Annotated in this window: 24 protein-coding genes; 13 read left to right on the forward strand and 11 right to left on the reverse strand. The window is 65.0% G+C overall.

Annotation, left to right across the window (positions count from 1 at the left end; translation table 11 throughout):
- The gene (locus CJO11_RS11170; RefSeq protein WP_095013374.1) at positions 1 to 2,775 is read right to left on the reverse strand and encodes a valine--tRNA ligase; all 2,775 of its coding nucleotides are present in this window, start codon (positions 2,773 to 2,775) and stop codon (positions 1 to 3) included.
- 115 nt (positions 2,776 to 2,890) lie between these two features.
- Here CJO11_RS11170 and CJO11_RS11175 point away from each other — a divergent pair, with 115 nt between their 5' ends.
- The 6 genes from CJO11_RS11175 to CJO11_RS11200 all read left to right on the forward strand — a co-directional run bounded on the left by CJO11_RS11175 (position 2,891) and on the right by CJO11_RS11200 (position 7,512).
- The gene (locus CJO11_RS11175) at positions 2,891 to 4,000 is read left to right on the forward strand and encodes an MlaE family ABC transporter permease (protein ID WP_095012778.1); all 1,110 of its coding nucleotides are present in this window, start codon (positions 2,891 to 2,893) and stop codon (positions 3,998 to 4,000) included.
- A complete protein-coding gene (locus CJO11_RS11180) occupies positions 4,000 to 4,878 on the forward strand; it encodes an ABC transporter ATP-binding protein (protein ID WP_095012779.1) in 879 nt (292 codons plus the stop codon). The genes CJO11_RS11175 and CJO11_RS11180 overlap by 1 nt, the downstream gene beginning before the upstream one ends.
- Positions 4,879 to 4,888: 10 nt before the next feature.
- Entirely contained in the window at positions 4,889 to 5,839 is a 951-nt protein-coding gene (locus CJO11_RS11185; protein ID WP_095012780.1) for an MlaD family protein, read from the forward strand.
- Between the two features lie 27 nt (positions 5,840 to 5,866).
- Positions 5,867 to 6,460, forward strand: a complete 594-nt coding sequence (locus tag CJO11_RS11190) for an ABC-type transport auxiliary lipoprotein family protein (protein WP_095012781.1) — start codon at positions 5,867 to 5,869, stop codon at positions 6,458 to 6,460.
- A gap of 99 nt (positions 6,461 to 6,559) precedes the next feature.
- A complete protein-coding gene (locus CJO11_RS11195) occupies positions 6,560 to 7,015 on the forward strand; it encodes a hypothetical protein (RefSeq protein WP_150125021.1) in 456 nt (151 codons plus the stop codon).
- Positions 7,016 to 7,146: 131 nt separating this feature from the next.
- Complete coding sequence (locus tag CJO11_RS11200) at positions 7,147 to 7,512, forward strand: cupin domain-containing protein (protein ID WP_095012783.1); 366 nt, start codon at positions 7,147 to 7,149, stop codon at positions 7,510 to 7,512.
- Positions 7,513 to 7,522: 10 nt separating this feature from the next.
- On the opposite strand, the gene CJO11_RS11205 is transcribed toward CJO11_RS11200, so the two are convergent.
- The 6 genes from CJO11_RS11205 to crcB are packed head-to-tail and all read right to left on the reverse strand — an operon-like array spanning position 7,523 to position 11,198.
- On the reverse strand, positions 7,523 to 8,221 hold the full coding sequence (locus CJO11_RS11205) for an ATP12 family chaperone protein (RefSeq protein WP_095012784.1): 699 nt from the start codon (positions 8,219 to 8,221) through the stop codon (positions 7,523 to 7,525).
- On the reverse strand, positions 8,218 to 8,436 hold the full coding sequence (locus tag CJO11_RS11210) for a hypothetical protein (protein ID WP_095012785.1): 219 nt from the start codon (positions 8,434 to 8,436) through the stop codon (positions 8,218 to 8,220). Before CJO11_RS11210 ends, CJO11_RS11205 begins: the two co-directional genes overlap by 4 nt.
- Entirely contained in the window at positions 8,433 to 9,083 is a 651-nt protein-coding gene (locus tag CJO11_RS11215) for an HAD-IA family hydrolase (protein ID WP_095012786.1), read from the reverse strand. Before CJO11_RS11215 ends, CJO11_RS11210 begins: the two co-directional genes overlap by 4 nt.
- Complete coding sequence (locus CJO11_RS11220; RefSeq protein WP_095012787.1) at positions 9,080 to 9,679, reverse strand: FMN-binding negative transcriptional regulator; 600 nt, start codon at positions 9,677 to 9,679, stop codon at positions 9,080 to 9,082. Before CJO11_RS11220 ends, CJO11_RS11215 begins: the two co-directional genes overlap by 4 nt.
- Positions 9,679 to 10,794, reverse strand: coding sequence for an RluA family pseudouridine synthase (locus CJO11_RS11225; RefSeq protein WP_095012788.1), 1,116 nt, complete (start codon positions 10,792 to 10,794; stop codon positions 9,679 to 9,681). Before CJO11_RS11225 ends, CJO11_RS11220 begins: the two co-directional genes overlap by 1 nt.
- Positions 10,791 to 11,198, reverse strand: a complete 408-nt coding sequence (gene crcB / locus CJO11_RS11230) for a fluoride efflux transporter CrcB (RefSeq protein ID WP_095012789.1) — start codon at positions 11,196 to 11,198, stop codon at positions 10,791 to 10,793. Before crcB ends, CJO11_RS11225 begins: the two co-directional genes overlap by 4 nt.
- A 195-nt stretch (positions 11,199 to 11,393) precedes the next feature.
- Here crcB and rpsU point away from each other — a divergent pair, with 195 nt between their 5' ends.
- The 7 genes from rpsU (at position 11,394) to CJO11_RS11265 (ending at position 18,426) form a co-directional block, all read left to right on the forward strand.
- Positions 11,394 to 11,600: a 30S ribosomal protein S21 gene (gene rpsU / locus CJO11_RS11235; protein ID WP_095012790.1), complete on the forward strand. Its 207-nt coding sequence runs from the start codon at positions 11,394 to 11,396 to the stop codon at positions 11,598 to 11,600.
- A 103-nt stretch (positions 11,601 to 11,703) separates the two neighbouring features.
- Complete coding sequence (locus CJO11_RS11240) at positions 11,704 to 12,264, forward strand: FKBP-type peptidyl-prolyl cis-trans isomerase (protein WP_095012791.1); 561 nt, start codon at positions 11,704 to 11,706, stop codon at positions 12,262 to 12,264.
- A 68-nt stretch (positions 12,265 to 12,332) separates the two neighbouring features.
- Positions 12,333 to 14,021 carry a DUF4153 domain-containing protein gene (locus tag CJO11_RS11245; RefSeq protein WP_095012792.1) on the forward strand — a complete coding sequence of 563 codons (1,689 nt, stop codon included), beginning with the start codon at positions 12,333 to 12,335 and terminating at the stop codon, positions 14,019 to 14,021.
- Between the two features lie 40 nt (positions 14,022 to 14,061).
- Positions 14,062 to 14,364: an Asp-tRNA(Asn)/Glu-tRNA(Gln) amidotransferase subunit GatC gene (gatC, locus tag CJO11_RS11250; RefSeq protein ID WP_095012793.1), complete on the forward strand. Its 303-nt coding sequence runs from the start codon at positions 14,062 to 14,064 to the stop codon at positions 14,362 to 14,364.
- Between the two features lie 2 nt (positions 14,365 to 14,366).
- On the forward strand, positions 14,367 to 15,851 hold the full coding sequence (gene gatA / locus CJO11_RS11255; protein ID WP_095012794.1) for an Asp-tRNA(Asn)/Glu-tRNA(Gln) amidotransferase subunit GatA: 1,485 nt from the start codon (positions 14,367 to 14,369) through the stop codon (positions 15,849 to 15,851).
- Complete coding sequence (gene gatB, locus CJO11_RS11260) at positions 15,842 to 17,344, forward strand: Asp-tRNA(Asn)/Glu-tRNA(Gln) amidotransferase subunit GatB (RefSeq protein WP_205651068.1); 1,503 nt, start codon at positions 15,842 to 15,844, stop codon at positions 17,342 to 17,344. Before gatA ends, gatB begins: the two co-directional genes overlap by 10 nt.
- 41 nt (positions 17,345 to 17,385) lie before the next feature.
- Positions 17,386 to 18,426 carry an acyltransferase family protein gene (locus CJO11_RS11265; protein WP_276271137.1) on the forward strand — a complete coding sequence of 347 codons (1,041 nt, stop codon included), beginning with the start codon at positions 17,386 to 17,388 and terminating at the stop codon, positions 18,424 to 18,426.
- Between the two features lie 63 nt (positions 18,427 to 18,489).
- On the opposite strand, the gene CJO11_RS11270 is transcribed toward CJO11_RS11265, so the two are convergent.
- From CJO11_RS11270 to CJO11_RS11285, 4 genes are all read right to left on the reverse strand, one after another.
- On the reverse strand, positions 18,490 to 18,792 hold the full coding sequence (locus CJO11_RS11270) for a hypothetical protein (protein WP_095012796.1): 303 nt from the start codon (positions 18,790 to 18,792) through the stop codon (positions 18,490 to 18,492).
- Between the two features lie 39 nt (positions 18,793 to 18,831).
- Entirely contained in the window at positions 18,832 to 21,798 is a 2,967-nt protein-coding gene (locus tag CJO11_RS11275; RefSeq protein ID WP_240504477.1) for a M16 family metallopeptidase, read from the reverse strand.
- A 120-nt stretch (positions 21,799 to 21,918) separates the two neighbouring features.
- A complete protein-coding gene (locus CJO11_RS11280) occupies positions 21,919 to 23,523 on the reverse strand; it encodes a secretin N-terminal domain-containing protein (protein ID WP_095012798.1) in 1,605 nt (534 codons plus the stop codon).
- Positions 23,524 to 23,623: 100 nt separating this feature from the next.
- Positions 23,624 to 24,952 (reverse strand): hypothetical protein, encoded by a 1,329-nt coding sequence (locus CJO11_RS11285; protein ID WP_150125022.1) that lies wholly within the window; start codon positions 24,950 to 24,952, stop codon positions 23,624 to 23,626.
- Positions 24,953 to 25,014 lie beyond the last annotated feature (62 nt).

Here is a 25,014-nt window from a genome sequence, read left to right on the forward strand (position 1 = left end):
TCATCCAAGCCGCGCCAGCGCCGCCTTAAGCCGTTCGGCCTCCGCGCTGTGGTGCGCGTGGTCGGCGCGGGCCTTTTCGACCGCTTCGGGCTTGGCGCGTTCGATGAAGTTCGCGTTGTTGAGTCGCCCTTCGAGCGACTTGGCTTCCTTCTCCGACGCGGCGAGCGCCTTTTCGAGACGGGCCTTTTCGGCATCGAGATCGATCACGCCTTCGAGTTGTAGGGCGATCGTGGTGTCGCCGACTACAATTTGAACACCCCCACTTGTCACGGCTTGAGCGCTTCGAGTCTCGACCAGGTCAATTCGCGCCATCTTGCTGATGTCATGCCAGTTTCTCATGACAAGCCTCGCGGACTCGCCGCTCTCTGGGAGGATTCGACATTCCATTCGCTTGCCGGGCGGAATGTTCATTTCATTCCGAGTTGATCGTACTTGCCTGACGGCCTCGATAATTAGTTCTACTTCGGCTTTCGCCGCCGGATCGGCTGCCGCCTCCAGTTCCGGCCACTTGGCGACGATCAGGTCATAGGGCCGCGCGCCTTGCGCATGCCACAGTTCCTCGGTGATGAACGGCATGAACGGGTGCAGCATCACCAGGATCTGGTCGAGCGTCCACCCGGCGACCGCCTTGGTCTCGTCGTCGATCGAACCTTTGATCAGCTCGAGGTACCAGTCGCAGAAGGTGTCCCACACGAAGTGGTAGATCGCGTTGGCGGCGGCGTCGAAGCGCAGTTCGGCCATCGCCTTGTCGATCGCGGCGAGCGTATCGGCGACTTCGCCGATAATCCACTTGTTGACCGCCGAAGTCGCAGCGGGCGGAGCGATCGACTGCGATGCACCGATCCCGTTCGCCTGGCAGAACCGCGTGGCATTCCAGAGCTTTGTCGCGAAGTTGCGGTATCCCTCGACCCGCTTCTCGTCCATCTTGATGTCGCGGCCCTGGCTTTCCATCGCCGCCATGAAGAAGCGCAGCGCATCGGCGCCATACTTGTCGATCAGGCCCAGCGGATCGACCACGTTGCCCTTCGACTTCGACATCTTGCTGCCGTCGTCGGCGCGCACGAGGCCGTGGAGATAGAGCCGCGGCCACGGCACTTCGCCCATGAAGTGCATCCCCTGCATCATCATCCGCGCATCCCAGAAGAACAGGATGTCGAAGCCTGAGATCAGCAGGCTGTTGGGATAGTGGCGCTTGAGCAGCTCGGTCTCGTCGGGCCAGCCGAGCGTTGCGAACGGCCACAGAGCGGAGGAAAACCACGTATCGAGCACGTCCTCGTCGCGCTTGAGTTCGACACCGGCACCGGCTTGCGCCTGCGCTTCCTTTTCGCTCTCGGCGACGTAGATCGCCCCGTCCGGCCCATACCACGCCGGGATCCGGTGGCCCCACCACAGCTGGCGGCTGACGCACCACGGCTGGATGTTCTCCATCCAGTTGAAGAAGGTCTTTTCCCAGGTCTTGGGGACGATCTCGATCCGCCCGTCGCGCACCGCCTGCATCGGGCCCTGTGCCAGCTTTTCGGCATCGACATACCACTGGTCGGTCAGCATCGGCTCGATCACCACGCCGCCGCGGTCGCCGAACGGCTGCATGATGGTCTTGTCCTCGACCATGATCATCAGGCCTTCGGCGTCGATGTCGGCCACCACCCGCAGCCTCGCCTCGTAGCGGTCGAGACCGCGATATTCGTCGGGCACGAGGTTCATCGTGTCGATTTCGGCAGCGGTCGCGGTTGCTTCCCCGCGTGCGATGGCGAGCGCTTTGGCGGCTTCCTCCGCATAGGGCGCGCCATCGGTCCGCATCGCCGCGACTTCGTCCATCAGCCGGTACATCGGGATGCCATTGCGCTGCGCCACGCCATAGTCGTTCTCGTCATGTGCACCGGTGATCTTCACCGCGCCCGAGCCGAAATCGGGATCGGGGTAGTCGTCGGTGATGATCGGGATCAGGCGGCGGTGCTCCTTCGGCCCCACCGGGATCTCGCACAGCTTGCCGACGATCGGCGCGTAGCGTGCATCACCGGGATGCACTGCAACCGCACCATCGCCCAGCATCGTTTCGGGCCGGGTGGTGGCGATCGAGATGTAGTCGCGCTCTTCCTCGAGCACGACGTTACCGTCCTCGTCGCGTTCGACGTAGGTGTAGGTTTCGCCGCCCGCGAGCGGATACTTGAAGTGCCACATGTGGCCCTGCACTTCGCGCGCCTCGACCTCGAGGTCGCTGATCGCGGTCTTCAATGCCGGGTCCCAGTTCACCAGTCGCTTGTCGCGATAGATCAGGCCCTGATTGTAGAGGTCGACGAACACCTTGAGCACTGCCTTGGTGAAGTGCGGGTCCATCGTGAACTGCTCGCGGCTCCAGTCCATCGAACAGCCCAGGCGGCGCAGCTGGCGGGTGATCGTGCCGCCGCTCTCCGCCTTCCATTCCCACACCTTGTCGACGAACGCTTCGCGCGAATAGTTGGTGCGCTTGTCCTGGGCGAGCTCCATCTGCCGCTCGACCACCATCTGCGTGGCGATGCCCGCATGGTCGGTGCCGACCACCCACAGCGCATCCTTGCCGCGCAGCCGCTCGTAACGGATCACCACGTCCTGCAGCGTGTTGTCGAGCGCGTGCCCGATATGGAGGCTGCCGGTCACGTTGGGCGGCGGGTTGACGATCGTGAACGGTTCCGCGTCAGGGCGCTCGGGACGGAAGGCCCCGGACTGCTCCCAGTGGCGGTACCAGCGCGCCTCTATGGCGGAAGGATCGAAAGTCTTGGCAAGTTCACTCGTCATCGTGGCAGCGCCTTTGCCAGCGCCTGCCGCCGGGTGCAACGCCTGCTTTTCGCCGTTGTGACGGGGCATTGCCGCGCTTGTCGCGCCGCCGATTTGCCCTCATACGCGTATCCACATGAACGACGGGGCAGAATTTTCCATCGAGGAGGGCGAGCGCGGCCAACGGCTGGTGCTGCGCGGCGCCTACCTTGTCTCGACGATCGGCGCGATCGACCAGGACCTGCGCGCGCTGGTCGGGCCGTATGCGGCGATCGACCTGTCGGGGGTCGAGGAAATCGACACTGTCGGCGCGTGGGTGGTGATGGACCTCGCTCGGGTGACCAGCAGCGAAGTCGTTGGTGCGAGCAACCGCGCCAAGCGCTTGATGGGCGCATTGCATGGCATTGCCGAAGAAGCGAAAGAACTGCCCGAGCAGCCGCCGTTCTTCCAGCAGGTGTTCGCCACCGTGGGCGAAAAGGTGTTCGCGGGGTTCGACGGGGTGCTTTACGCCCTCTCGTTCCTCGGCGGGTTCGTGATGGCGATGGGTTCTTTGCTCCGCCATCCCAGCCGTTTCCGGGTGACCGCGCTGGTTCGCCAGTTCGAGCTTGTCGGGGTCAACGCACTCGGGATCATCGGCCTGATGAGCTTCCTCATCGGGATCGTCATTGCGCAGCAGGGGGCAGTGCAGCTCGAGCAATTCGGCGCCGAATCGCTCACCGTAAACCTCGTCGGGCGGATTACCCTGCGCGAGCTGGGCGTGCTGATGACCGCGATCATGGTCGCGGGCCGCTCCGGCTCGGCGTTTGCCGCACAGCTCGGCACGATGAAGCTGACCGAAGAGATCGACGCGATGCGCACGATCGGCATTTCGCCGATGGAAGCGCTGATCGTCCCGCGGGTCATGGCGGTAACGCTGATGATGGTCCTGCTGGGCTTTTATTCGTCGGTCGTCGCGATCATTGGCGGGGCGACCGTGTCCGACGTCTCGCTGGGCATGCCGTTCACCACTTTCCTGATACGAATCAAGGAAGTGGTGCCGATCACCGATTTCTATGTCGGGATGATCAAGGCACCGGTGTTCGGCCTGATCGTGGGGCTGACGGGCTGCTTCCAGGGGATGCAGGTCGAGGGCAACTCCGAAGACGTCGGCCGCCGCACGACCAAGGCGGTGGTGATTGGCATCTTCGTGGTGATCGTGCTCGATGCGTTCTTCGCGGTGTTCTTCACCCAGATCGGGTGGTCGTGATGACCGCGCAAGAAGCCACCGTACAGCCGCACGAGGGGAGGGCACACGCGCGGTTTCGCGGCGAATACCCGATCATCGTTGAAGGGCTGACCAACAGGTTCGGCGAGCAGGTGGTCCACGAGAACTTGTCGCTCAAGGTCCGCCGGGGAGAGATCCTCGGGGTGGTCGGCGGCTCGGGCACCGGCAAGTCGGTGCTGATGCGCTCGATCATCGGGCTGCAGATTCCCGACGAAGGCGAGATCGAAGTGTTCGGCCAGTCGATCACCGGCCACGCCCCCGATGAGGTTCTGGGCCTGCGCGACCGCTGGGGCGTGCTGTTCCAGGGCGGGGCGCTGTTCTCGACCTTGACGGTGGGCGAGAACGTGCAGGTCCCGATCAAACAGTTCTTTCCCGATATCGAGCCCGGCCTGCTCGACGAGATCGCCCGCTTCAAGGTGATGCTTTCGGGCCTGCCGGGCGACGCCACGGCGAAGTATCCGGCGGAGCTTTCGGGAGGCATGAAGAAGCGCGCCGGCCTTGCGCGGGCGCTGGCGCTCGACCCCGAACTGCTGTTCCTCGACGAGCCGACCGCCGGGCTCGACCCGATCGGCGCGGCGGCGTTCGATCGGCTGACCCGCGAGCTGGCCGATACGCTGGGCCTGACTGTATTCCTCATCACCCACGACCTCGATACGCTTTACGAGATTTGCGACCGGGTGGCAGTGCTGGCCGACAGGCGGGTGATCGCGATCGGCACGATCCCCGAGCTTATCGAAAGCGACCATCCGTGGATCGAGGAATACTTCAACGGTCCGCGCGGTCGCGCGGCGAAGGCCAGCCACGTGCGCGCTCGCGAAAACGGCAAAGCGATGGACAGCGCCCCGGACAAGCGGGCATAGGAAGGACCCAATGGAAACACGGGCCAATCATATCTGGGTCGGGGCGGTCACCCTGTTCCTGCTCGCAGCTGTGGCGGTGTTCTTCGTCTGGCTCGCCGGAATCAACAAGGGCAGCCAGAAGGATTACGACATTTTCTTCAAGCAGTCGGTCGCCGGCCTTGCCAAGGGGTCGGAGGTCAGCTTCGCCGGCGTTCCCTCGGGCCAGGTCAGCCAGATCCAGCTGTGGCACAAGGATCCCGAATTCGTCCGCGTGCGGATCAAGATCGACGACGACGTGCCGATCCTCGTCGGCACTACCGCGACGATCCAGGGCTCGTTCACCGGGGTTTCGACGATCCTGCTCGACGGTGCGCGCAACGGCGCTCCGCCGATCGATTGCGACACCACCGCGTGCCCCGAAGGCGTTCCGGTGATCCCGCCCAAGCCCGGCGGGTTCAGCGAACTGCTCGCCAACGCGCCGCTGCTCCTCGAACGGCTGGCGACGCTGACAGAGCGGCTGACCGAGCTGTTGTCGGACAAGAACCAGGCCTCGATCGCCGGAATCCTCGCCAACACCAACAAGATGAGCGCCGACCTTGCCAGCGCCACCCCCGACGTGAAGCGGACGCTGGCCGAACTGCAGGTGACCTTGCGGCAGGGCAGCGAAGCGCTCGATTCGTTCCAGACGGTGATGAATTCGACCAACAACCTGGTGAACAAGGACGGCGAGAACCTCGCCGACCAGCTGCGCAAGACGCTCAAGTCGGCCGACGAGGCATCAAAGGCGCTCACCGCCACGCTCAACGACACCCAGCCCGCCGCGCGCGAGCTGTCCGAAAGCACGTTGCCCGCCGCCGATGCCACGCTGCAGGACCTGCGCAAGACCAGCAAGGCGCTGCGCGAGATGACCGAACAGCTCAAGCAGCAGGGTGCCGGCAGCCTGATCAGCGGCAAGCAACTGCCCGACTACAAGCCGCAATAGAGGATGGCCCACGTGAGGAACTCGCCCATGACCAGCCGCATCGCCCGCCTCGTCGCCGCGTTCGCTCCGGCGTTGCTGCTGGCCGGGTGCGTCAGCCTCGGCGGGGCAAAGCCGCCCGCAAGCCTGCTGACGCTAACCCCCGTTACGCTCGCGCCCGCCGGGGCGACGATCAGCGGCAGCGCCGCGCAGGCGTTGGCGGTGGCCGAGCCCGAGGCAGCGGCCAAGCTTGCGGTCACCCGCGTGCCGGTGCAGGTCGACGCGACCAGCATTGCCTATCTCAAGGGCGCGCAGTGGGTCGACCAGCCCGCCCGGCTGTTCCGCCACCTGCTCGGCGAGACGATCCGCGCGAAGACCGGCAAGGTCGTGATCGACAGCGACATTCCCGCGATCACCCCGGCCAACCAGTTGCGCGGGACCCTGACCGAATTCGGCTACGACGCGCAGTCGCAGCAGGCGGTGGTGACCTACGACGCGATCCTCGACGTGCACGGCAAGGATGTGCAGACGCGCCGCTTCACCTCCGAAGTGCCCGTTGCTTCCCCCGATGCCGGCCCGGTCGGCGCGGCGCTCAACGAAGCGGCCAACAAGGTCGCTGCCGAAGTCGCCGATTGGGTGGGGTAGGGCGGCTACCCTGGGAGCAAAGCTGCCTGTCTGCTATCGACCCGATTGCGGACGCATTAGATTTAAGTCAGGTGGATCACAAATGTTGGGGGGCCAGTTGTGAATCGATCGGCACTTGTCTGGTTTGCAGTTGGAGCGGGTGTTGCTGGAGCAATCTCCACCTTGTCTACCTATGTGCTTTCCAAGCGTTTCGGAACGGACCTTGTCGTGATTGTCTATGAGCCGCCCAACGCACGAGACAAAGATTGGGACTCAATGTCGAACGAGGGAGTTGCCGACAACAATCTTATCGCTGCGCGGGCCGTGCGGGAGTGCGGCGTAACGAAATTCAATTCATCGACGGTGTTTGACGGCCCAAACTTCACCGAGTTTGCTCTGGATCCATATTCAACAAGCGAACTGAACTGCATTTTTGGCAAAGCTTACAAGGAACACCTTCCTCTGATCATAGAAGACAGGAACAAGCATCGGGATACGGAAGTGGTCTCGGCCACTGCCTCGGTTCCTGACCACGATACCGCACGTCAGGGTGAGCATGAACTGAATGGCAAGTAACCACCCCATTGCGGACCATGGCCCGACTTGCGAATTCACGATATCTCCAGACAACCTTCAAGCATCGCTGTCCTGCGTGACCTAGATCGTTCCCGTCGGGCCGGAATGGCCATCAATGGGGAGAATTTGCGATGACACAGTCGATCGAAGTCCGCCGGTTCGAAACGCCGGATGACAGGCTGGACATGAAGGCCGCGGGCGGCATTTCGGTGGTCCAGATGGGCACCGGCAACGCCGGAATGCACGCGGTGTTCGCACCGGGCTGGACCTGGGAAAAGGACGAGAAGCCGCTGATCGGGTGCCCCGACGCCTGCCCGACCCACCACACCGGCTTTTGCATTGCCGGCACCCTCGTCGTGCGGATGACCGGCAGCGGTGAGGAGACCGAGATCAAACCGGGCGACTTCTTCGAGATCCCGCCGGGTCACGATGGCTACGTTAAGGGCGATGAAGCGGTCGAGCTGATCCTGTTCGCCGCGCCCGACCACAGCCACTAGGTCGCGAGCGTTAGTCCGCCCCGGCCGCCCGTGCGAATTGCGCCGCCTGCATGAACGCAGCGGTGCGGCGGGCGTGGCGGGCGGCGGCTTCCTCGTCCTCGCCCCACAGCTCGGCCTGCCAGCGTTCCTCGAGTTCGGCTGCCGCCCACAGTGCCTCGAGGTCGGCATCGGGCTCCAGCGCCGAAAGGCCGATGGTGAGCGATGCGCTGAGCGAGGTCATCGCTTCGAGCGGGGCCAGCACCAGCGGATCGAGTGCTTCGAGCCGCTTGCGCAAGGCGTCCAGCGTCGCTTGCGGCTGCGGGTGGTGGACGATCCCGCTCACCCGCACCATACGCACGCCTTCGCGCGCTTCGAATGCGGCCACGATCGGTTCCCACACCGCCTGTTGGCGTTGGAGCAGCGGCGCGTCTGGGTCCGCACGGTAGCAGAGCGTATCGGTCTCGGCGTAAGCGAGCAGCTTGTTCGCGATCGCTTCGCGGTCGCCGGCGACCACATCGATCGCGTAGTCGGCGATGTCGCGCAGCGGGAAGTCCGCCGCGCCGATCTCCTCGCCCGCCGCGCGCCATTCGCCCGCCAGTAGCTCGGCTAACGCCTTATTCGCCACGACCTGCGGTTTGCCGCCTTGCGTGCGGACCGGACGTCCGTCGAGCGCGACCTGCCACCCGCCGTCGACCTCGCCAAGCGAGACCTCTTTCCAGAAGCGTTTCATTCGGGCGGGGTCCGCCACCTGCGCGCCAGCACTTGCGGCATCACGAACGTATCGAACAGGCCGAGCGGGATGAACACGTAAGCGACCATCTTGGGCAGGTCGATCACACCTTCGTTGACCAGCAACCCGATCACCACCAGCGCCACGCCGCTGACGCGGATGGCGTTGATCGCGAAGAACCGCGCGCGGGCCTTGTCGTCGTCTTCCTGGCTCATTGCAGCAAATCCCCCAATTCGGCGCAGTCGGCGGCAATCGCGGCGGCCCCTGCGCGGGTCAGTTCGGCCGGATCGTGATAGCCCCACGCCACCCCGATCGCGCGCACCCCGGCGGCGCGGGCCATCTCGATATCGAAGCTGGTGTCGCCGATCATCACCGCTTCGCTTGCCTGCGCGCCCGCTTCAAGCAGCGCCGCCTCGAGCATCGCCGGGTGCGGCTTCGACGGGTGGCGGTCGGCGGTCTGAAGCGAGACGAACAGCTCTGCGATCCCGTGCGAGGCAAGGCATGCGGTCAAGCCCCGGTCGGACTTGCCGGTGGCGACCGCGAGCTGCCAGCCATCCGCGTGAAGCGATCGGAGCAGCGGCTCCATCCCGGCGAACAGCGGCTCTTCCAGCCGGCCCGCCTCGCGGGTGGCGCGATAGGCAGCCTTGTAGGCCTCGACCGCAGCGGATTGCTTCATCGGGTCGGCATCGGGGGCAAGGCTGCGGATCGCTTGCGGCAGGCTGAGGCCGACGATGCGGCGCACCCGGCCCCGGTCGGGCGCGGGCAGGCCCGCTTCGGCGAAGGCGGTGTCCATCGCGTCGCACACGGCGGCCTGTCCGTCGACGAGCGTGCCGTCGCAATCGAACACCGCCAGCCGGGTCACTTTGCCAGCGTCCGGATCAACTGGGCGAGGGCCGGGCTGCCGTTGGCCTCCAGCCCGTCGGCAATCGCCGCGCGGTCTTCGGCGGTCTTGTTCTGCGAAAGCTTGAGCGTGGGCCGCCAGGCGAGCACTTCCATCTCGTAGCCGACGATCGCGCCGAGCAGCTTGCGCCATATGTCGGGTGGGGTCTCGTCGGCGCTCCATTGCTCGCCGCCGAGCCGCCCTTCGTGGCGCAGGATGAGCGCGTGGAGCAACCCTTCGAGCCCCTCCGACGCCATCCGCCGCACGCGGCCCTCCAGCTCGAGCGCAACGTAGTCCCACGTCGGCACTGTGCCGCGCTCGGCATACCAGCGGGGGGAGACGTAGGCGTCGGGCCCGTTGATCGTGATCAGCGCGGTCTCGCCGTCGAGGTGCTTGGCCATCGCGTTGCCGCGCGCCAGATGGAACTGCACCGCGCCGTCGCCGGTCGAGAGCAGCGGGGTATGCGCCACGCGCGGGCCGTCGGGCGTGGTCAGGAACACCATCCCGAAGCCGATCTCGTCGATCAACGCTTCGAGCAGGGCGCGGTCCTCGCTGCGGAAGGCGGGGTTGGGATGCATCAACGCTTGCCCTTGGCAGGTGCCTTGCGGGCCGCGCCGCGCCCGCGCCGTGCGGGCTTCGATTTGCGGACCTGCTTGGCGTGCTGGCGCGCGGCCTGTTTCTTCTGTTCTTTGGTGCGTTCGGGCGGACCTTCGGTCGGTGCGGCATCGGACAGCGCCTCGTCGAAACCCATCTGCTCCATCGTTGCGGCGAAATGCTCGGGCAGCTGAGCGGTCACGTCGAGCTTTCCGCCTTCGGGATTGTCGATGATCAGGCGGCGCGCGTGCAGGTGCATCTTGCGGCTGACGCTGCCGGTGAGGAACGCTTGCTGCCCGCCATACTTGCCGTCGCCCACGATCGGGTGACCGATCGCCGCCATGTGCGCGCGAAGCTGGTGGGTGCGCCCGGTCAGCGGCTCCAGCTCGACCCACGCGGCCTTGTTGCCCGCGCGGTCGACCACGCGGTAGCGGGTCTTGGCCGGCTGGCCGCCTTCCTCGTCGACGTGCATCTTCTCGCCGCCGGTGCCCGGCTGTTTGGCGAGCGGCGCGTCGATCATGCCTTCGGTGACCTCGGGGCGACCCACGACGAGCGCCCAATAGACCTTCTTCGCGCTGCGACCGGAAAACCGCTTGGAGAAGAACGCCGCGCTGCCCGGGGTGCGCGCGACCAGCAGCACGCCGCTGGTATCCTTGTCGAGCCGGTGGACCAGCCGCGGGCGCGGTTCGTCGCCCGATACGAATGCGTCGAGCAGCCCGTCGACGTGATTGTGCGTCTTGGTGCCGCCTTGCGTGGCGAGCCCGGGCGGCTTGTTGAGCACGATCGCCGAGCGGGTCTGCTCGATCACCATCGCTTGCGCTTCTTCGACCTGCTCCGCACTCAATTCCTTGCGCTGGCGCGGCTTGCGGTGCGGGGCTTCGCCTCCGGGTGGCACGCGCAGCACCTGCCCTGCGGCGAGCCGGTCCTCGGGCCGGGCACGCTTGCCGTCGACCCGCACCTGCCCGGTGCGCGCCCAGCGACTGACGGTGCCGAAACCCACCTGCGGCAAGTGGCGCTTGAACCACCGGTCGAGCCGCACCCCGTCGTCGTCGGGCGCGACCGTGAACTGGCGTACCTCGGACGTATCGGTTTGCGTCATCCCACGACCCGCATGGTGATCAGGCCGAGATAGAGCCCGGTCACGCCCGCGAGCACCGACACGGCCGCGTAAGTCACCGCGGTCATCGGCTGGCCGCGTTCGATCAGCAGCATCGTCTCGAGACTGAAGCTGGAGAAGGTCGTGAACCCGCCGAGCAGGCCGACCCCGATGAACAGCCGCCAGCTCTCCCCGTGGCTGCCGTGGCGCGCGAGGTATCCCGCGAGCAGTCCCATCGCGAGGCTGCCGAGCACGTTCGCCGCCAGCGTCGCCCACGGAAACGCAGTGACCACGTTGGGGCCGAGCCAATGGGTCATGAACCGGCCCAGCTGGTACCGCATGACAGCGCCGGTGCCGCCTCCGGCGAAGACGAAGGCGGTGGCAGTGAAGGGGGAGGGAATGCTCATCCTCGCGCCCTTAGCGGCCTGCGCGCGTGCTGCAAACCTCCTGCAAAACCTTGCAAACCGGCGAATCTGTCGCTATGCGCCCCCTGTTCGAACCGCTCCGGGAACGGATGCGGATCGTTTCTCGTTGAATTACAAAGGCGTTACCCCGCGCCGGACGCGGGTTTTGCGCCATTTGCTGTGAGGTGTTTTAGTTTTATGCAGATCATCGTTCGCGATAACAACGTCGACCAGGCCCTGCGCGCGCTCAAGAAGAAGCTGCAGCGCGAGGGGGTGTATCGCGAGATGAAGCTGCGTCGCCATTACGAAAAGCCGAGCGAAAAGCGCGCCCGCGAAAAGGCCGCCGCTGTCCGCCGCGCCCGCAAGATGGAGCGCAAGCGGATGGAGCGCGACGGGATCAAGTAAGCCAATTGGCTTGAACCCACGGCAACGATAAGGCATCGGGGCGCGGAGCAATCCGCGCCCCTTGTCGTTTCAGGGGTCGCCAAAAGAAAAGCCAGGACCACCCATGACCGAAGTCACCCGCGTTCCGCTCCAGCCCATCGCCAAGGGCTCGCTCACCAAGCTGTGGCTGGGCATCATCGTGGCCGTGCTGGTCGCGGCTGGGGTCGCCTGGGCGGCGGCACCCAAGGGTATCCACCTTGAAACGCTGACGGCCGGGTCCGGCCCGCACCCGACGACAGACGACGTGGTGTTCGTGCAGTACACCGGCAAGCTCGACGACGGGAAGGTGTTCGACCAGTCGCGCCCGCTTCCGCCGTTCGTGAAGGGCATCTTCCCCGATGGATCGCCGATGTTCATGGGCGAAGGCGAGACGATCAAAGGGTTCCAGCAGGGCCTCGAGCGGATGCAGAAGGGCGGACATTACGAGCTCTACATCCCGTCCGACCTCGCCTATGGCGCAACGCCGCCGCAGGGCGCACCGATCCCGCCGAATGCGAACCTGACGTTCGACATGACCGTGGTCGATATCATGAGTAAGGCCGACTTCGACCGGCGTGTAGCGGCGATCCAGCAGATGATGCAGGCGCAGAAGCAACAGGGCGGTGTCGGAGCAGCCGGGCAGTAGCCCTGCCACGCGACCTCTCGCGCTAACAGCCTCACACTGGTAAGCTTTCCCCTCTTGGGGAGAGCCGAATGACCGATACCGACACCGGCGGGCAGCCGCATTCCGACTGGGCGCTGCGCCCGTGGGTGCTGGGCGTGCTGCTTGCGCTCGCGGGGCTGCTGATCCACTTTGCCGGAGACGGCGACGGGCCGGGCACCAAGGTCGGCTGGCGCGCTGCCCTGATCGCGTTCCTGTTCTTTGGACCGATCGCGTTCGCGTTCCTCGTCGAGCGCGAGCGCTGGAAGGGTCCGCTGGCGTTTGCGCTTGGCGCGGGCGTTGTGATGGCGGGGCTTGCCTGGCGCGCGGTCGGGGGCGGAGACGCCTATGCCGACCCGCAATTCGGCTTCATGGCCGGGGTGATCGCGACGGGCCTTGCGCTGCCGCTCTACCAGGCAGGGTTCCATCGGCTGCGCTTTCGCACGCCCTACCGCGCACTCCACAATGTGGCGTGGAACGATGCCATCAGCGGCGCCGGGGCACTGGCGTTCGTCGGCGCGGCGTGGATCGCGCTCGCGCTGCTGAGCCAGCTGTTCCTCCTGCTCAAGATCGAATTCCTGCGCGACCTGATGCGCGAGGACTGGTTCGGCTGGACATGGTCGGGCGCGACCTTTGGCGCGGCGCTGGGGGTATTGCGCAACGAGTTGAAGATACTCGGCACACTCCAACGTGTGGTAATGGTGGTGCTTTCGATCCTCGGGGTGCCGATGGCATTGGGGCTGGCGGTGTTCCTGCTAGCGATGATCGTTTCGGGGCCAGATGTGCTGTGGGAAGCAACCCGCAGCGCTACGCCGATCCTGCTGAGCTGCGCGGCGGGCGCATGGGTGCTCGCCAACGCGATCGTGCGCGACTCGGACGAGGAGGCAAGCGGCAACCGATTGCTGCGCATCGCCGGGCTGGTGCTCGCGCTTTGCGTCTTCCCGCTGACGGTGTTCGCTGCCGTTTCGCTCGGCACACGGGTGGCGCAGCACGGCCTTTCGCCCGAGCGCCTGTGGGGCCTCGTCTCGATTGCTGTTGCCTGCGCCTACGGCCTTGCATGGTTGGTCGCGGTGGTGCGCGGATGGAAGGGCGGCAAGTGGATGGACCGACTGCGCGATGCGAACCTCCACCTTGCAGCCGGGATCAGCGTGATCGCCCTCCTGCTCGCATTGCCGATCCTCGATTTCGGGGCGGTTTCGGCCAGCAACCAGGTCGCGCGGCTCGAAAGCGGCAAAGTCAGCGCGGACGATTTCGATTACACTGCGCTGCGGTGGGATTTCGGCGACGCTGGACGCCGCGCTCTCGTAAAGCTGGCCGATGGCAAGGGTGATGTCGCGAAATTCGCAAAGGAAGCGCAAGCGCAAAAGAGGCGACCCTATCGCTACTTTACTCCGAGAGAGGCGAGCAACTTTACCCTGCGTGTGCAGCCAGCCGATCCTGCACTGGAAAAGCTGGTGCGCGATTACCTGCGGACCAACCCGTGGTCCTGCAACGTGAATTGCGTCGCGATCGAGACTGGCAAGGCCAACGATGGCAAGCGTATCGTCGCAATTGTTCAGGGGGTCGACTTTGTGCAGGTAACCTTGCCAGTCGTTGCGAAGGAGCCGTCGAAGGTGTTGGCTGCGAAAGCGTACGAAGGCCCCAGCCTGAAGGCAGGCAGCAAGGTCGAAATCCGCGATGTGCAGAAGCGCTACATCTTCGTCGACGGAAAACCGCTCGATCGTCCGCTCGACGACGACTGAACCGCTTGAAGCGATGCCCGCCCGCCGCTAACGGGCAGGCATGTCCGTAGACAGAGAAACCGTGGCGAAAATCGCCAGTCTCGCGCGCATCCGGATGGATGACGCCGCGCTCGACCGCATGGTCCCCGAATTCAACGGTATCCTCGCCTGGGTCGAACAACTCGGCGAGGTAGATACCAGCGGCGTCGAGCCGATGACCGCGGTGATCCCCAACCACCAGCGCCTGCGCGACGACGTGATCGATGCCGACCCGCTGACCGGTGGCGGCATCCGCGACAAGGTGCTGGCCAACGCCCCGGCCGCAGAACACGGCTTCTTCGGCGTTCCCAAGGTGATCGAATAGACATGACCGAACTGACAGACCTGGGCGTCAAGGCGATCCGCGACGGGGTTGCCAGGGGCGAGTTTTCCGCGCGCGAAGTGGCCGAGGCGTTCAACGCCAACGTCGCCGCCGCGCAGGATGCGCTCAACGCATTCATCGTCGCGACCCCTGAAAAGGCGCTCGAAGCCGCCGATGCGGTCGATGCCGCGCGCGCCAGGGGCGAGCAGCTGGGCAACATGGCCGGGGTGCCGATCGGCATGAAGGACCTGTTCGCCACGGAAGGGACGCAGACCACCGCCGCGAGCCATATCCTCGAAGGGTTTACCCCGCAGTACGAAAGCACTGTCTCCGCCAACCTGTGGAAGGCGGGCGCGGGGATGCTCGGCAAGCTCAACATGGACCAGTTCGCGATGGGTTCGTCGAACGAGACGAGCTTTTTCGGCAATGTCGTCAACCCGTGGCGCACAAAGGGCGGCAATGCCGCGCTCGCGCCAGGCGGTTCCTCGGGCGGCAGCTCGGCTGCGGTGGCCGCGCGGCTGTGCCCGGCGGCGACCGGTACCGACACCGGCGGATCGATCCGCCAGCCGGCCGCGTTCACTGGCATTACCGGGATCAAGCCGACCTATGGCCGATGCAGCCGCTGGGGCATCGTCGCGTTCGCCTCCAGCCTCGACCAGGCCGGGCCGATGGCGCGCGACGTTACCGACTGCGCGATCATGCTGGAAGCGATGGCCGGGTTCGATCCGAAGGATTCGACTTCGCTCAACCTTACCGTACCCGCATGGGAAGACGGGCTCGATGCCGACATGAGCGGTCGCCGGGTAGGCATCCCGAAAGAATACCGGATGGAAGGGACCGACCCCGAAATCCTCGAATCGTGGGACAACGGGATCGCCTGGCTGAAGGACGCCGGGGCTGAAGTGGTCGAGGTGAGCTTGCCGCACACCAAGTATGCGTTGCCCGCCTATTACATCGTCGCGCCTGCCGAAGCCTCATCCAACCTCGCGCGCTACGACGGCGTGCGTTACGGCCTGCGCGACTTGCCCGAAGGCGCGAACCTGCAGGAAATGTACGCCGCGACCCGCGCCGAAGGATTCGGCGACGAGGTCAAGCGCCGCATCCTAATCGGCACTTATGTGCTGAGCGCGGGCTTCTATGACGCATATTACAACCAGGCGCAGCGCGTCCGCACGCTGATCAGCCAGGATTTCAAGGCCGCGTTCGAGCATTGCGACGTGATCCTTGCGCCGACCACGCCGACCCCCAGCTTCCCGCTGGGCGACAAGGCCGACGATCCGCTGGCGATGTACCTCAATGACGTGTTCGCCGTGCCGGCAAGCCTCGCCGGGCTGCCCGCGATGAGCGTGCCCGCCGGGCTTACCAAGAACGGCCTGCCGCTCGGCCTGCAGGTCATCGGCAAGGCGTTCGACGAACAGGGCGTGCTCAACGCAGGATTGGCGATCGAACACCGCGCGGGCTTTGCCGCAAGACCGGAGAAATGGTGGTGAGCACTTACCGCATCCACGGCGCGACGGGCGAATGGGAGGTCGTGATCGGCCTCGAGGTCCACGCGCAGGTCACCTCGAACGCCAAGCTGTTTTCGGGCGCGTCGACCGCGTTCGGGGCGGAGCCGAACAGCCAGGTCTCGCTCGTCGATGCGGCGATGCCCGGGATGCTGCCGGTGCCCAACCGCGAGTGCATCCGCCAGGCGGTGCGCACGGGCATGGCGATCGAAGCGCAGATCAACAAGTGGAGCCGGTTCGACCGCAAGAATTACTTCTACGCCGACCTGCCGCAGGGTTACCAGATCAGCCAGCTCTACCACCCGCTGGTGGGTGAGGGCTCGCTGCTGATCGAGGCCGACGAGAAGGCCGGGATCCCCGAAGACAAGCGCATCGGCATCGAGCGCATCCATGTCGAACAGGACGCGGGCAAGCTGATGCACGACCAGCATCCTTCGATGTCCTACGTCGATCTCAACCGCAGCGGCGTGGCGCTGATGGAAATCGTCAGCCGCCCCGATATGCGCTCGCCTGCCGAGGCCGGGGCATACATCCGCAAACTGCGCTCGATCCTGCGCTACGTCGGCAGTTGCGATGGCAACATGGAGCAGGGCTCGATGCGTGCCGACGTCAACGTCAGCGTGCGCAAGCCGGGCGAGGAATTCGGCACCCGCACCGAGACCAAGAACGTCAACTCGGTCCGCTTCGTGATGGCGGTGATCGAGCAGGAAGCGCGCCGCCAGGTCGACCTGATCGAGGACGGCGGCACGGTGGTGCAGGAAACCCGGCTCTACGATCCCGACCGCAACGAAACGCGCTCGATGCGATCGAAGGAAGACGCGCACGATTACCGCTATTTCCCCGATCCCGACTTGCTGCCGCTCGACCTCGACGACGACTTCCTAGTCGAATGCCGCGAAAGCCTGCCCGAACTGCCCGACGCGAAAAAGCGCCGCTATGTCGAGGGGCTGGGCCTCAGCGAATACAATGCCACCCAGCTGACCGCCGAAGTTGAAGGTTTCAAGCGCTTCGAGGAACTGCTCGACGTGGCGTCTTGCGCGCTGGGCAAAAGCGAACAGGATATCGCTACGCAGGTCGCCAACTGGACGTTGTCGGTCGCCCCGGGCGTGATCAACGCGCTGGGTGACGAGGCCAACCTCGATCACAACACCGCCGCCGCCAGCGCTGCTATCCTCAAGATGCAGGACGCGGGCGAAATCAGCGGCGGTCAGGCCAAGGAGATCTACGAGATCGTCCTCAAGACCGGCCGCGAACCCGCTGAAATCGCCGATACCGAGGGCCTCAAGCAGGTCAGCGACACCGGCGCGATCGAGGTCGCGATCGACGCGATCATCGCTGCCAACGCCGACAAGGTCGAGGAATACCGCCGCGGGAAAGACAAACTGTTCGGCTTTTTCGTCGGCCAGACGATGAAGGCGATGCAGGGCAAGGCGAACCCGGCGGTGGTCAACCAGATCCTCAAGGACAAACTGGGCTGACCGCCAGCGCGCCCACCAGCAAGATCCTCCCGCTCGAAGGGCTGCGCGGGGTGATGGCGTGGTGGGTGGTGCTCGGCCACCTGTCGCTGGCGCTCGACTGGCAGCTGCCGGTGGTCGACCGCAACGGCCTCGCGGTCGAGGTGTTCATTGTCCTGTCGGGATTCGTGATTGCGGGCCTGATCGACCGGCGCAGCGAACCGTTCTTGCCCTATATCACCCGGCGCGCGTTCCGCATTGCGCCGCTCTACCTCGCGGTGCTGCTGGTGTCCGCCGCGCTGCTGCCGGTGCAGCTTGCAGCGTGGGAAGCGCTGCCGGCGACCGCGCGTAACCTCGACCGGATCGAGCTGGTCCGCCTGGCGCTCGCCAACCTGCCGGCGCACATGGCGGTGCATTTGCCGCTGGCGCAGGGGCTAGTGCCGCATCGCGTTCTACCGGAAGCGGCGTTCACGATCCTCGGGCAGGCGTGGAGCATCTCGCTCGAGATGCAGTTCTACCTGCTCGCGCCGCTGGCGATGTGGGCGCTTCGCAAGTGGGACCGGATCGCGCTGCTGGCGGTGGGGAGCGCAGTACTGGTTGCGATCGGCCCGTATTTCTCTGCCGGGTTCATCGGCAACAAACTGCTGCTGTTCGGCGTCGGCATCTGCGCGAGCAAGGCCAGCGGCGGCAACGCGCGCGGCCGGTGGCTTGCTGCTGCAATGGCGCTCGCAGCGGGCGCTGTCTGGCAGGACGGACCGTGGGAAGTGCTGCCGCTGGCGATCATCGGCTTGGTGCTGGCGGCATCGCTGTGGGAACCCGCGCCACTGCGTCCGCTGGCGCGGCTGCTGGGCGGACAGGCGCTCGCTCACCAGGGCGAGATTTCGTATTCGACCTATCTCGTCCACATGATCCCGCTCTACGGCTCGGCGGCGCTTTGCGCGTCGCTCGGCATGGGTGGCGCGGGAAGGGCGGCGCTGGTCGCGCTGGCGACGATCGGCGGGACATACCTGATCGCGCTGGGCACCTATCGCTGGATCGAGCACCCCGCGCGCGAATACGGCACCCGACTGGCCCGGAGGATGCGAGCCGCGCCGAAGGCTTCCTGACGACATACGAAAGGGCGCCGGGATCGCTCCCGACGCCCCCTTCGGTGATCCTATTAGGCTTGCTTAGCCCTGGCGCGTGCCGTTCATCGCCATCGAGCCAAATGCACCGGCCTTGATTTCGCCGGTCAGCGTGTCGCCATCGACGGTCGCAGTGCCTTCGAGCTTCATCGGCATCGGCACGGTCATGTTCATCGTCCAGGTCAGCGTGTTGCCGTCGATCTTGCCGTCCTCGACGTCCATCGAGCCAAGCGTACCGGCGTTGCTGCCGGAAAAGGTGCCGTCACCGTTGTCGACAACGGTGAAGGTACTCTTCTGGTCACCCATCGGGCTCTTGGTTACGCAATCGTAGGTGCCGCCAACGGACATCGCATTTCTCCTCTCGAAACCGGGCTTGGTTGCCCGCGGTCAATCGCCCTTGCTGACATGGCTGTCAACACCGCTGTCGCTACCGGCAGGCTCGCGCACTTCGACCGGCAGGCCGAGCTGCTCAAGTTGCGGGGCGACCTTCTTGGCATCGCCGACCACCACAAACACCAGGTCGCTGCCCTTGAGGTCGGCCTTCGCCGCGGCATCGAGCTGACTAGCGGTGAGTGCGGCATATTTCGCGCCGAGCGTCTCGTAATAATCGTCAGCGCGGTTCTTCTCGATGATGTTGACCATGCCATTGAGCACGCCGCGCGAGGTTTCGAACCGCCCGGGCAATTCGCGCACGTTGCCGTTGACGAGCCGGGTCAGCTCTTCCGCAGTCACCCCTTCGCCGAGGTTGGTATAGGCATCGAGGTCCTTGCGCAGCGCGACGATCGAATCGCCGGTGCGGTCGGCCTGGACCGGGGCGTATATCGTGAAGGTCGCGAGGTCGACCGGCTGCGAGATCGTGCTGCGCACACCGTAGGACCAGCCCTTCGTCTCGCGAATGTCCATGTTGATCCGGCTGAGGAAGCTGCCGCCGAACACCTCGTTGGCGGCATCGAGCACCACAAGGTCGTCGGTTCCCTTCTCGGGCAGCACGCGTCCGGCATAGATCACCGACTGCGGCGAAGCAGGGCGATCGATCAGGATCACGCGGCTCTTCTGCTGCGGGATCGTGGCGGTGAAGTCCTTGGCCGGAGCAGGGCCGGCGGGATTCTGCCAGCTGCCGAAACTCGCCTCGAGCAACTTTGTAACCTCTGCCAGCGTGGTGTCGCCCACGACGAATACCTTCGCGCGGTCTGGCCGCAGCCAGGTGTCGTGGAACTGCATCAGGTCTGCGCGAGTCAGCTTGGCGACGACATCAGGATCGCCCGATCCGCTCGGCGGGATGCCGTAGGGATGGTCGCCGTAGATGAGCGGCATCAGCGCCCGCTGCGCGATCGCGCCGGGATTGTTGAGTTCGTTCCTGATCCGCGTGAGTTGCTGGGTGCGGACACGTTCAAGGTCGCTTTCGCGGAACGCCGGGTGGCGGATATAGTCCGCCAGAAGGTCGAACGAGGCGGCAAGGTTCGGCGCGAGCGCGTTGAGCCCGAAGCTGGTCTGGTCGAGGTTGGCATAGCCGTCGAGCGTCGCGCCGAGCCGCTCCTTGGCGATCGCCAGCTGGGTCGGGTCGAGGTCGGTGGTGCCTTCGTCCATCGCCTGCAGCATCAGCGATTGAAGGCCCAGCTTGTCGCGCGGATCGGCCGCATAACCGGCGTCGAAATCGACCTTCACCGTTACTGCTGGCACGGCATCGCGGCGGGCGAAGAACACCTGCATCCCGTTGGACAGCGTCGCGCGCTCGATCTTGGGGAATTGCAGCGGCTTGATCTGGCCGATTTCGGGGACCTTCGACCGCTCCGCTTCGCTGGCGAAGGCAACACCGGCTTCGCTATCTGGAGCCATGAAATAGGCCGGATGGCGCGCGGGTACGTTCTTGCCGTTGGCACCCGCCAGCGGGGCCGGGCCCCAACCGCCGCGATCCTCGCCGCCCGCCTTGCGGGTGCCGGGCTCGATCGTCAGCTCGAATGCCGGGCGCTTGAGGTATTCGGCGGTAATCGCCTTGACCTTTGCCGGGGTCAGCGCGGCGGCGGCCTCCAGCTCGGCTTTGTAGTGTGCGGGATCCCCGTTGTAGAGCAGCCCCTGCGCGAGCGTCGGGGCCTTGCCGTTGAACCCGCCGAGGTGGTCGAGCCCGCGGATCTGGCTGGCGGCATAAACCGTGGTCGCGCGCTGGAGCTCGTCGGCGGTCGGACCGTTGGCGATAAACTTGGCGATTTCGGCATCCAGTGCCTTGCCCAGTTCCTCTTCGCTCACGCCGGGCTTCGCGTCGGCATAGATCACGAACTGACCGGCCTGCGCGAAGATGTCGGCGCTGGCCGAAACCCGCACGGCGACTTGTTGCTGGCGCACCAGCGCGTCGTCGAGCCGCGAGCTGGCGAGCCCGCCGAGCACGGTCGCGCCCATCGTGAGCGGGATATAGTCGGGGTTGTCGAGCCCGGGGATCGCCCACATGCGATAGACCCGCGGGGTGGCGATCTTGTCGTAGATCGTCTTGTCGAGCGTTGCGGGCAGGGTCGGCACCGGTGCGCTCACCGGCTCTACCTTCGGGCCGGCTGGGATCGCGCCGAACCACTTGATGACCTTCTCCTTCGCCGTCGCGAGATCGACGTCGCCCGCCAGCACGAGGATCGCATTGTTCGAGCCGTAGTGGTCCTTGAACCACCCCTTCACGTCGCTCAGCGTCGCGCCCGAGAGGTCTTTCATCGAGCCGATCGTCGAGTGATGATAGGGGTGTCCGACGGGGTAGAGGTTCTCCAGCTCCTCGTATTCGACAAGACCGTAGGGCTGGTTGTCGCCTTGGCGCTTCTCGTTCTGGACCACGCCGATCTGGTTATCGAGCTTGTCCTGCGTGACTGCGCCGAGCAGGTAGCCCATGCGGTCGCTTTCGAGGAACAGCGCGGTATCGAGCGCGGCGGTCGGAACGGTCTCGAAATAGTTCGTTCGGTCGAACCAGGTGGTGCCGTTGAAGTCGGTCGCGCCCACCTGCTGCAGCGGTTCGAAGAAGTCGCCCGGCGCGTGCTCGCTGCCGTTGAACATCAGGTGCTCGAACAAGTGCGCAAAGCCGGTCTTGCCCTTGGGCTCGTTCTTCGATCCGACCCCGTACCACACCGAAACCGCCACGACCGGTGCGGCATGGTCGGTGTGGACCAGCACGGTCAGGCCGTTGTCGAGCTTGAAGCTTTCGTAGGGGATCGAGACCGCGTCGATCAGCTGCGAAACCGGCGCCGGTGCGGGCGCGCTGGCCAGTGTCGAGTGGTCGTCAGCGGGCGCATCGGCGGCAAGGGCCGGTGCAGCGTAGACGGTGGCAAGCGAAAGCGCGAGTAGGCTGGTGGCCGCCGAACGGCGGGCGATACGGAAGTTCATGAGAGGTCCCCAATTCATGAAGCGATTTTAGTCCAGCGCGCAGACTAGGCGAGAGCTGCGCGCGGGGCACCGCTTTTCGACGAACGACATATCCCGCCATGCAGGTGAGGAGGGTCGAGGTTACTGACCTTGTGGAACTGCTGCGGCGGGTAGCTCGGCACGCACCGGAGCCGGGATCGAGGCGGCGGTGATCCCGCGCGCGCCGTGGCGGACCACGTGCGGCGTGACGACGATGTAGAGCTCGGTTCGAGAGGTGGTCTTCTTGTCGGTGCGGAACGCTTGCCCGAGCACCGGGATGTCGCCCAGCAGCGGGATCTTGGTCTTGGTGGTCAGGGTCGAATCCTGCGTCAGCCCACCGATGATGAAGCTCTCGCCGTCGCGCACCGAAGCGGAGGTTTCGGCCTCGCGCTGGCTGATCGTGGGATAGCCTTGCGAGAAGCCCGAGACGCTCGAGACCACGCAGAACACGTGGCTGGTCACGTACCCGTCCGAACTCACACGCGGAGCGATCTGCAGCGTGACGCCGACGTTGACGTATTGCACCTGCTGCGAAACCCCGTTGACGCCCGACAGGGTGATCGCGGTGAGGATCGGCAGCGCGTCGCCGGTGATGATCTTGGCGGTCGATCCGCTTTGTGCGGAGATCCGCGGGCGCGAGACGATCTTGCCGTTGCCCTTGGAAACCTGCGCGTAGATCGCCGCCTGGAGCGAGGTGCTGGTCAGGTGGCCCCCGACGACCTGGAATGCATCGTTCTGGTGGCCACCGTCGCTCGGCGGAATGCCGTAGGGAATGTATTGTCCCGACTGGAGCGTGGCGACCGCGATCTGGCCGCTGGCGTTGGTGAAATCGATCCCGACTGCCTTGGCCCCGGTCTCGGTCAGTTCGACCAGTTCGGTTTCGAGGATCACGCTGTCGACCGGCACGTCGATCTTCTTGATCATCGCCTTGAGCTCGGCGATGTGCTCGGGGGTGCCCCGCAACCATACCGCGTTGAGGCGGCGGTCGATCGCGATCGAATCGTTGACAGATTCGCCTAGCGGCTGGTCCGAATTGTCGCTTTGCTGCGGCTGGAAGTTGCTCGAATAGTTGTTGCCGGTGAGGCTGTTGGAACCGAACGCCGGTTCGCGCGGGATGAACGTGTCGTTCGGTTTGACCGTCGAGCCCTGGGTCAGCATGCCGACTACTTCGCTGACGTCCGCATATTTGAGCGGCACCAGCTCGTAATGGTCGCCCCAGTTGAGACCGGGCGGAGGCGTAGCTGCAGCCTGGGCTGGACCATTGTCATTGCTGGTTACGGAATTGCTTTTGAGCGGTTCGGTCGGCGTCAGGATCAGCGAGACGCGGTGGGCGTTTTCGGCAACGGTCGCGGCGTGGAGCCCGGTCTTGCCGGTGACGATCACTCTCAGATTACGGCCGTCCTGATGAAATTCGACGTCGCGCACCAGCGCGGTCTCGGTGTTTGCCAGTGTCGCTCCGCCCCCGCGCCGAGCGTCAGCAAGGACGAGTTCGACGCGTGGTCCATCGTTTGTGGCGAGCGTAAAGACTGGCAGGATGCCTTCGACATCGAGCGTCAGCCGGGTTTCGTCCGCTCCACCATCGACCAGCTTGGCCTGCGAGACGAGCACCTGGCTGGGCTGGGCATCTGCAGCGGTGGCGACAAGGATCAGGAGACTGGCCAGCAAAGCGACCAGCAACGCCGGAATGGGGCGGGATTGCATCAGCATCGTCGGACTTTGGAGAAGCGCAAGGCTAACCGCAAGAACCAAGCACGGCGGGACAGCAGATTGCTGCCCCGCCGCTGGCTATCCGGTCAGGCCGGACTGGTCAGCAAATGCCCTGGAGGCTTGCTGCGCCGAAGGTGCCTAGGAACGAATACTGGCCCCCGGATCCTCTTGACGCCGTGCGATAGAACCAGTCCATGAATGCCAGATCCTGCGTGTTGTAGGTGTAGCCATTGCCGGCAACCGGGAAGCTGGTGCCCGACAGCGGATCGCCCACTTCGAGGTTGTTCTGGCAACCGCTCACCTGGCCAACATGGCCCCACGAAGGGGTCAGGTCATAACTGCCGCCACCGGCTACCGATGCCTGGACGAAAGGATCGTCGAGCCATTCGGTGATCTCGTGGCTCCACACGCTGATGTCGGATGTACCGGAGAAAATTCCGGGATCGACGTACGCGCCGGTGGCGTAAGTCTGCACACCGCCGCTGACGGCAATCGCGTTGTGATAGCCGAGGATGCAGCACTGGCCGTTCTGCGATTCGACGATGTTGTAGCTCAGCACGATCGGCAGCTGCGTCGGCGTCGCATATTGCGCGATGATCGACTGGATAGTGCTGTCGAACGTGTTGATGCTCACCGCGCCAAGAGTCGTCTTCGTGCCGTTCGGGCAGCTCACGTTGTAAGTCTGGCCGCGCAGCGAGACGTTGACCACGATCGGTGTTGCGACCGATGGCGAAAGGCGAACGCCGTACCCGCTACCGACGACGGAAGCGAAATTGGCCCGCTGGAATGCGCTGGCCAGCTGGTCGTTGTAGTTGAAGCCGTTCGAGTTGAAATTCGCGTTCTGGAACAGCGGCGAATTGAAGAAGCGATCTGCGACAGAAACCGTGTCACCGCAAGCGGACGGCTTGGTCGGATCGTAGACGTTCTTGCCCATGGTCGCGACGAGAATGATCGGGACATAGGTGACTGTGGTCGAAGTGTTCGGGAGGGAGAATGGGTCCGCGCCGACCATCGAGAGATTATAGGTATTGCCGTCGGTCGGCGAAGTGATGCTGCCGGTCCAGTAGGGGATCGTAGCGGTTCCGCCGCCACCGCCGCCACCGCCGCCACCACCGCCGGGCTTGCCTTTGGCACTCCCCCCGGTGCTTTTGGCATTGAGCGATTGCGCGATCATCCGCTTCTGCACGGCGGTGAATTCCGGAAAGCTCGAATAGCCGTACCACGAAGCGAACGGCTGGCCCGGGTTTTCCCTGATCTGGTTGGGTTCGATGCGGATCCGCTGGCTCGGCGGAGCCTGGTGGAACCGGATCGGTCCAAAGGCCGGATTGACCGGATTGGCCATTGCCGTCGGTATGACAGGTGCAGTTCCGACACAGGTAAGTGCAGCCGCGACAGCGAGTGCTGTGCGGGCGAACGACGTGAGTCTCATTACGCGAGTCCCCTTGCTTTATGTGAGCAGCCCCATAGCCGCTGCAAACAAGGTGGACCCTT

It is taken from the genome of Tsuneonella mangrovi, assembly GCF_002269345.1.
Classification (GTDB): Bacteria; Pseudomonadota; Alphaproteobacteria; order Sphingomonadales; family Sphingomonadaceae; genus Tsuneonella; species Tsuneonella mangrovi.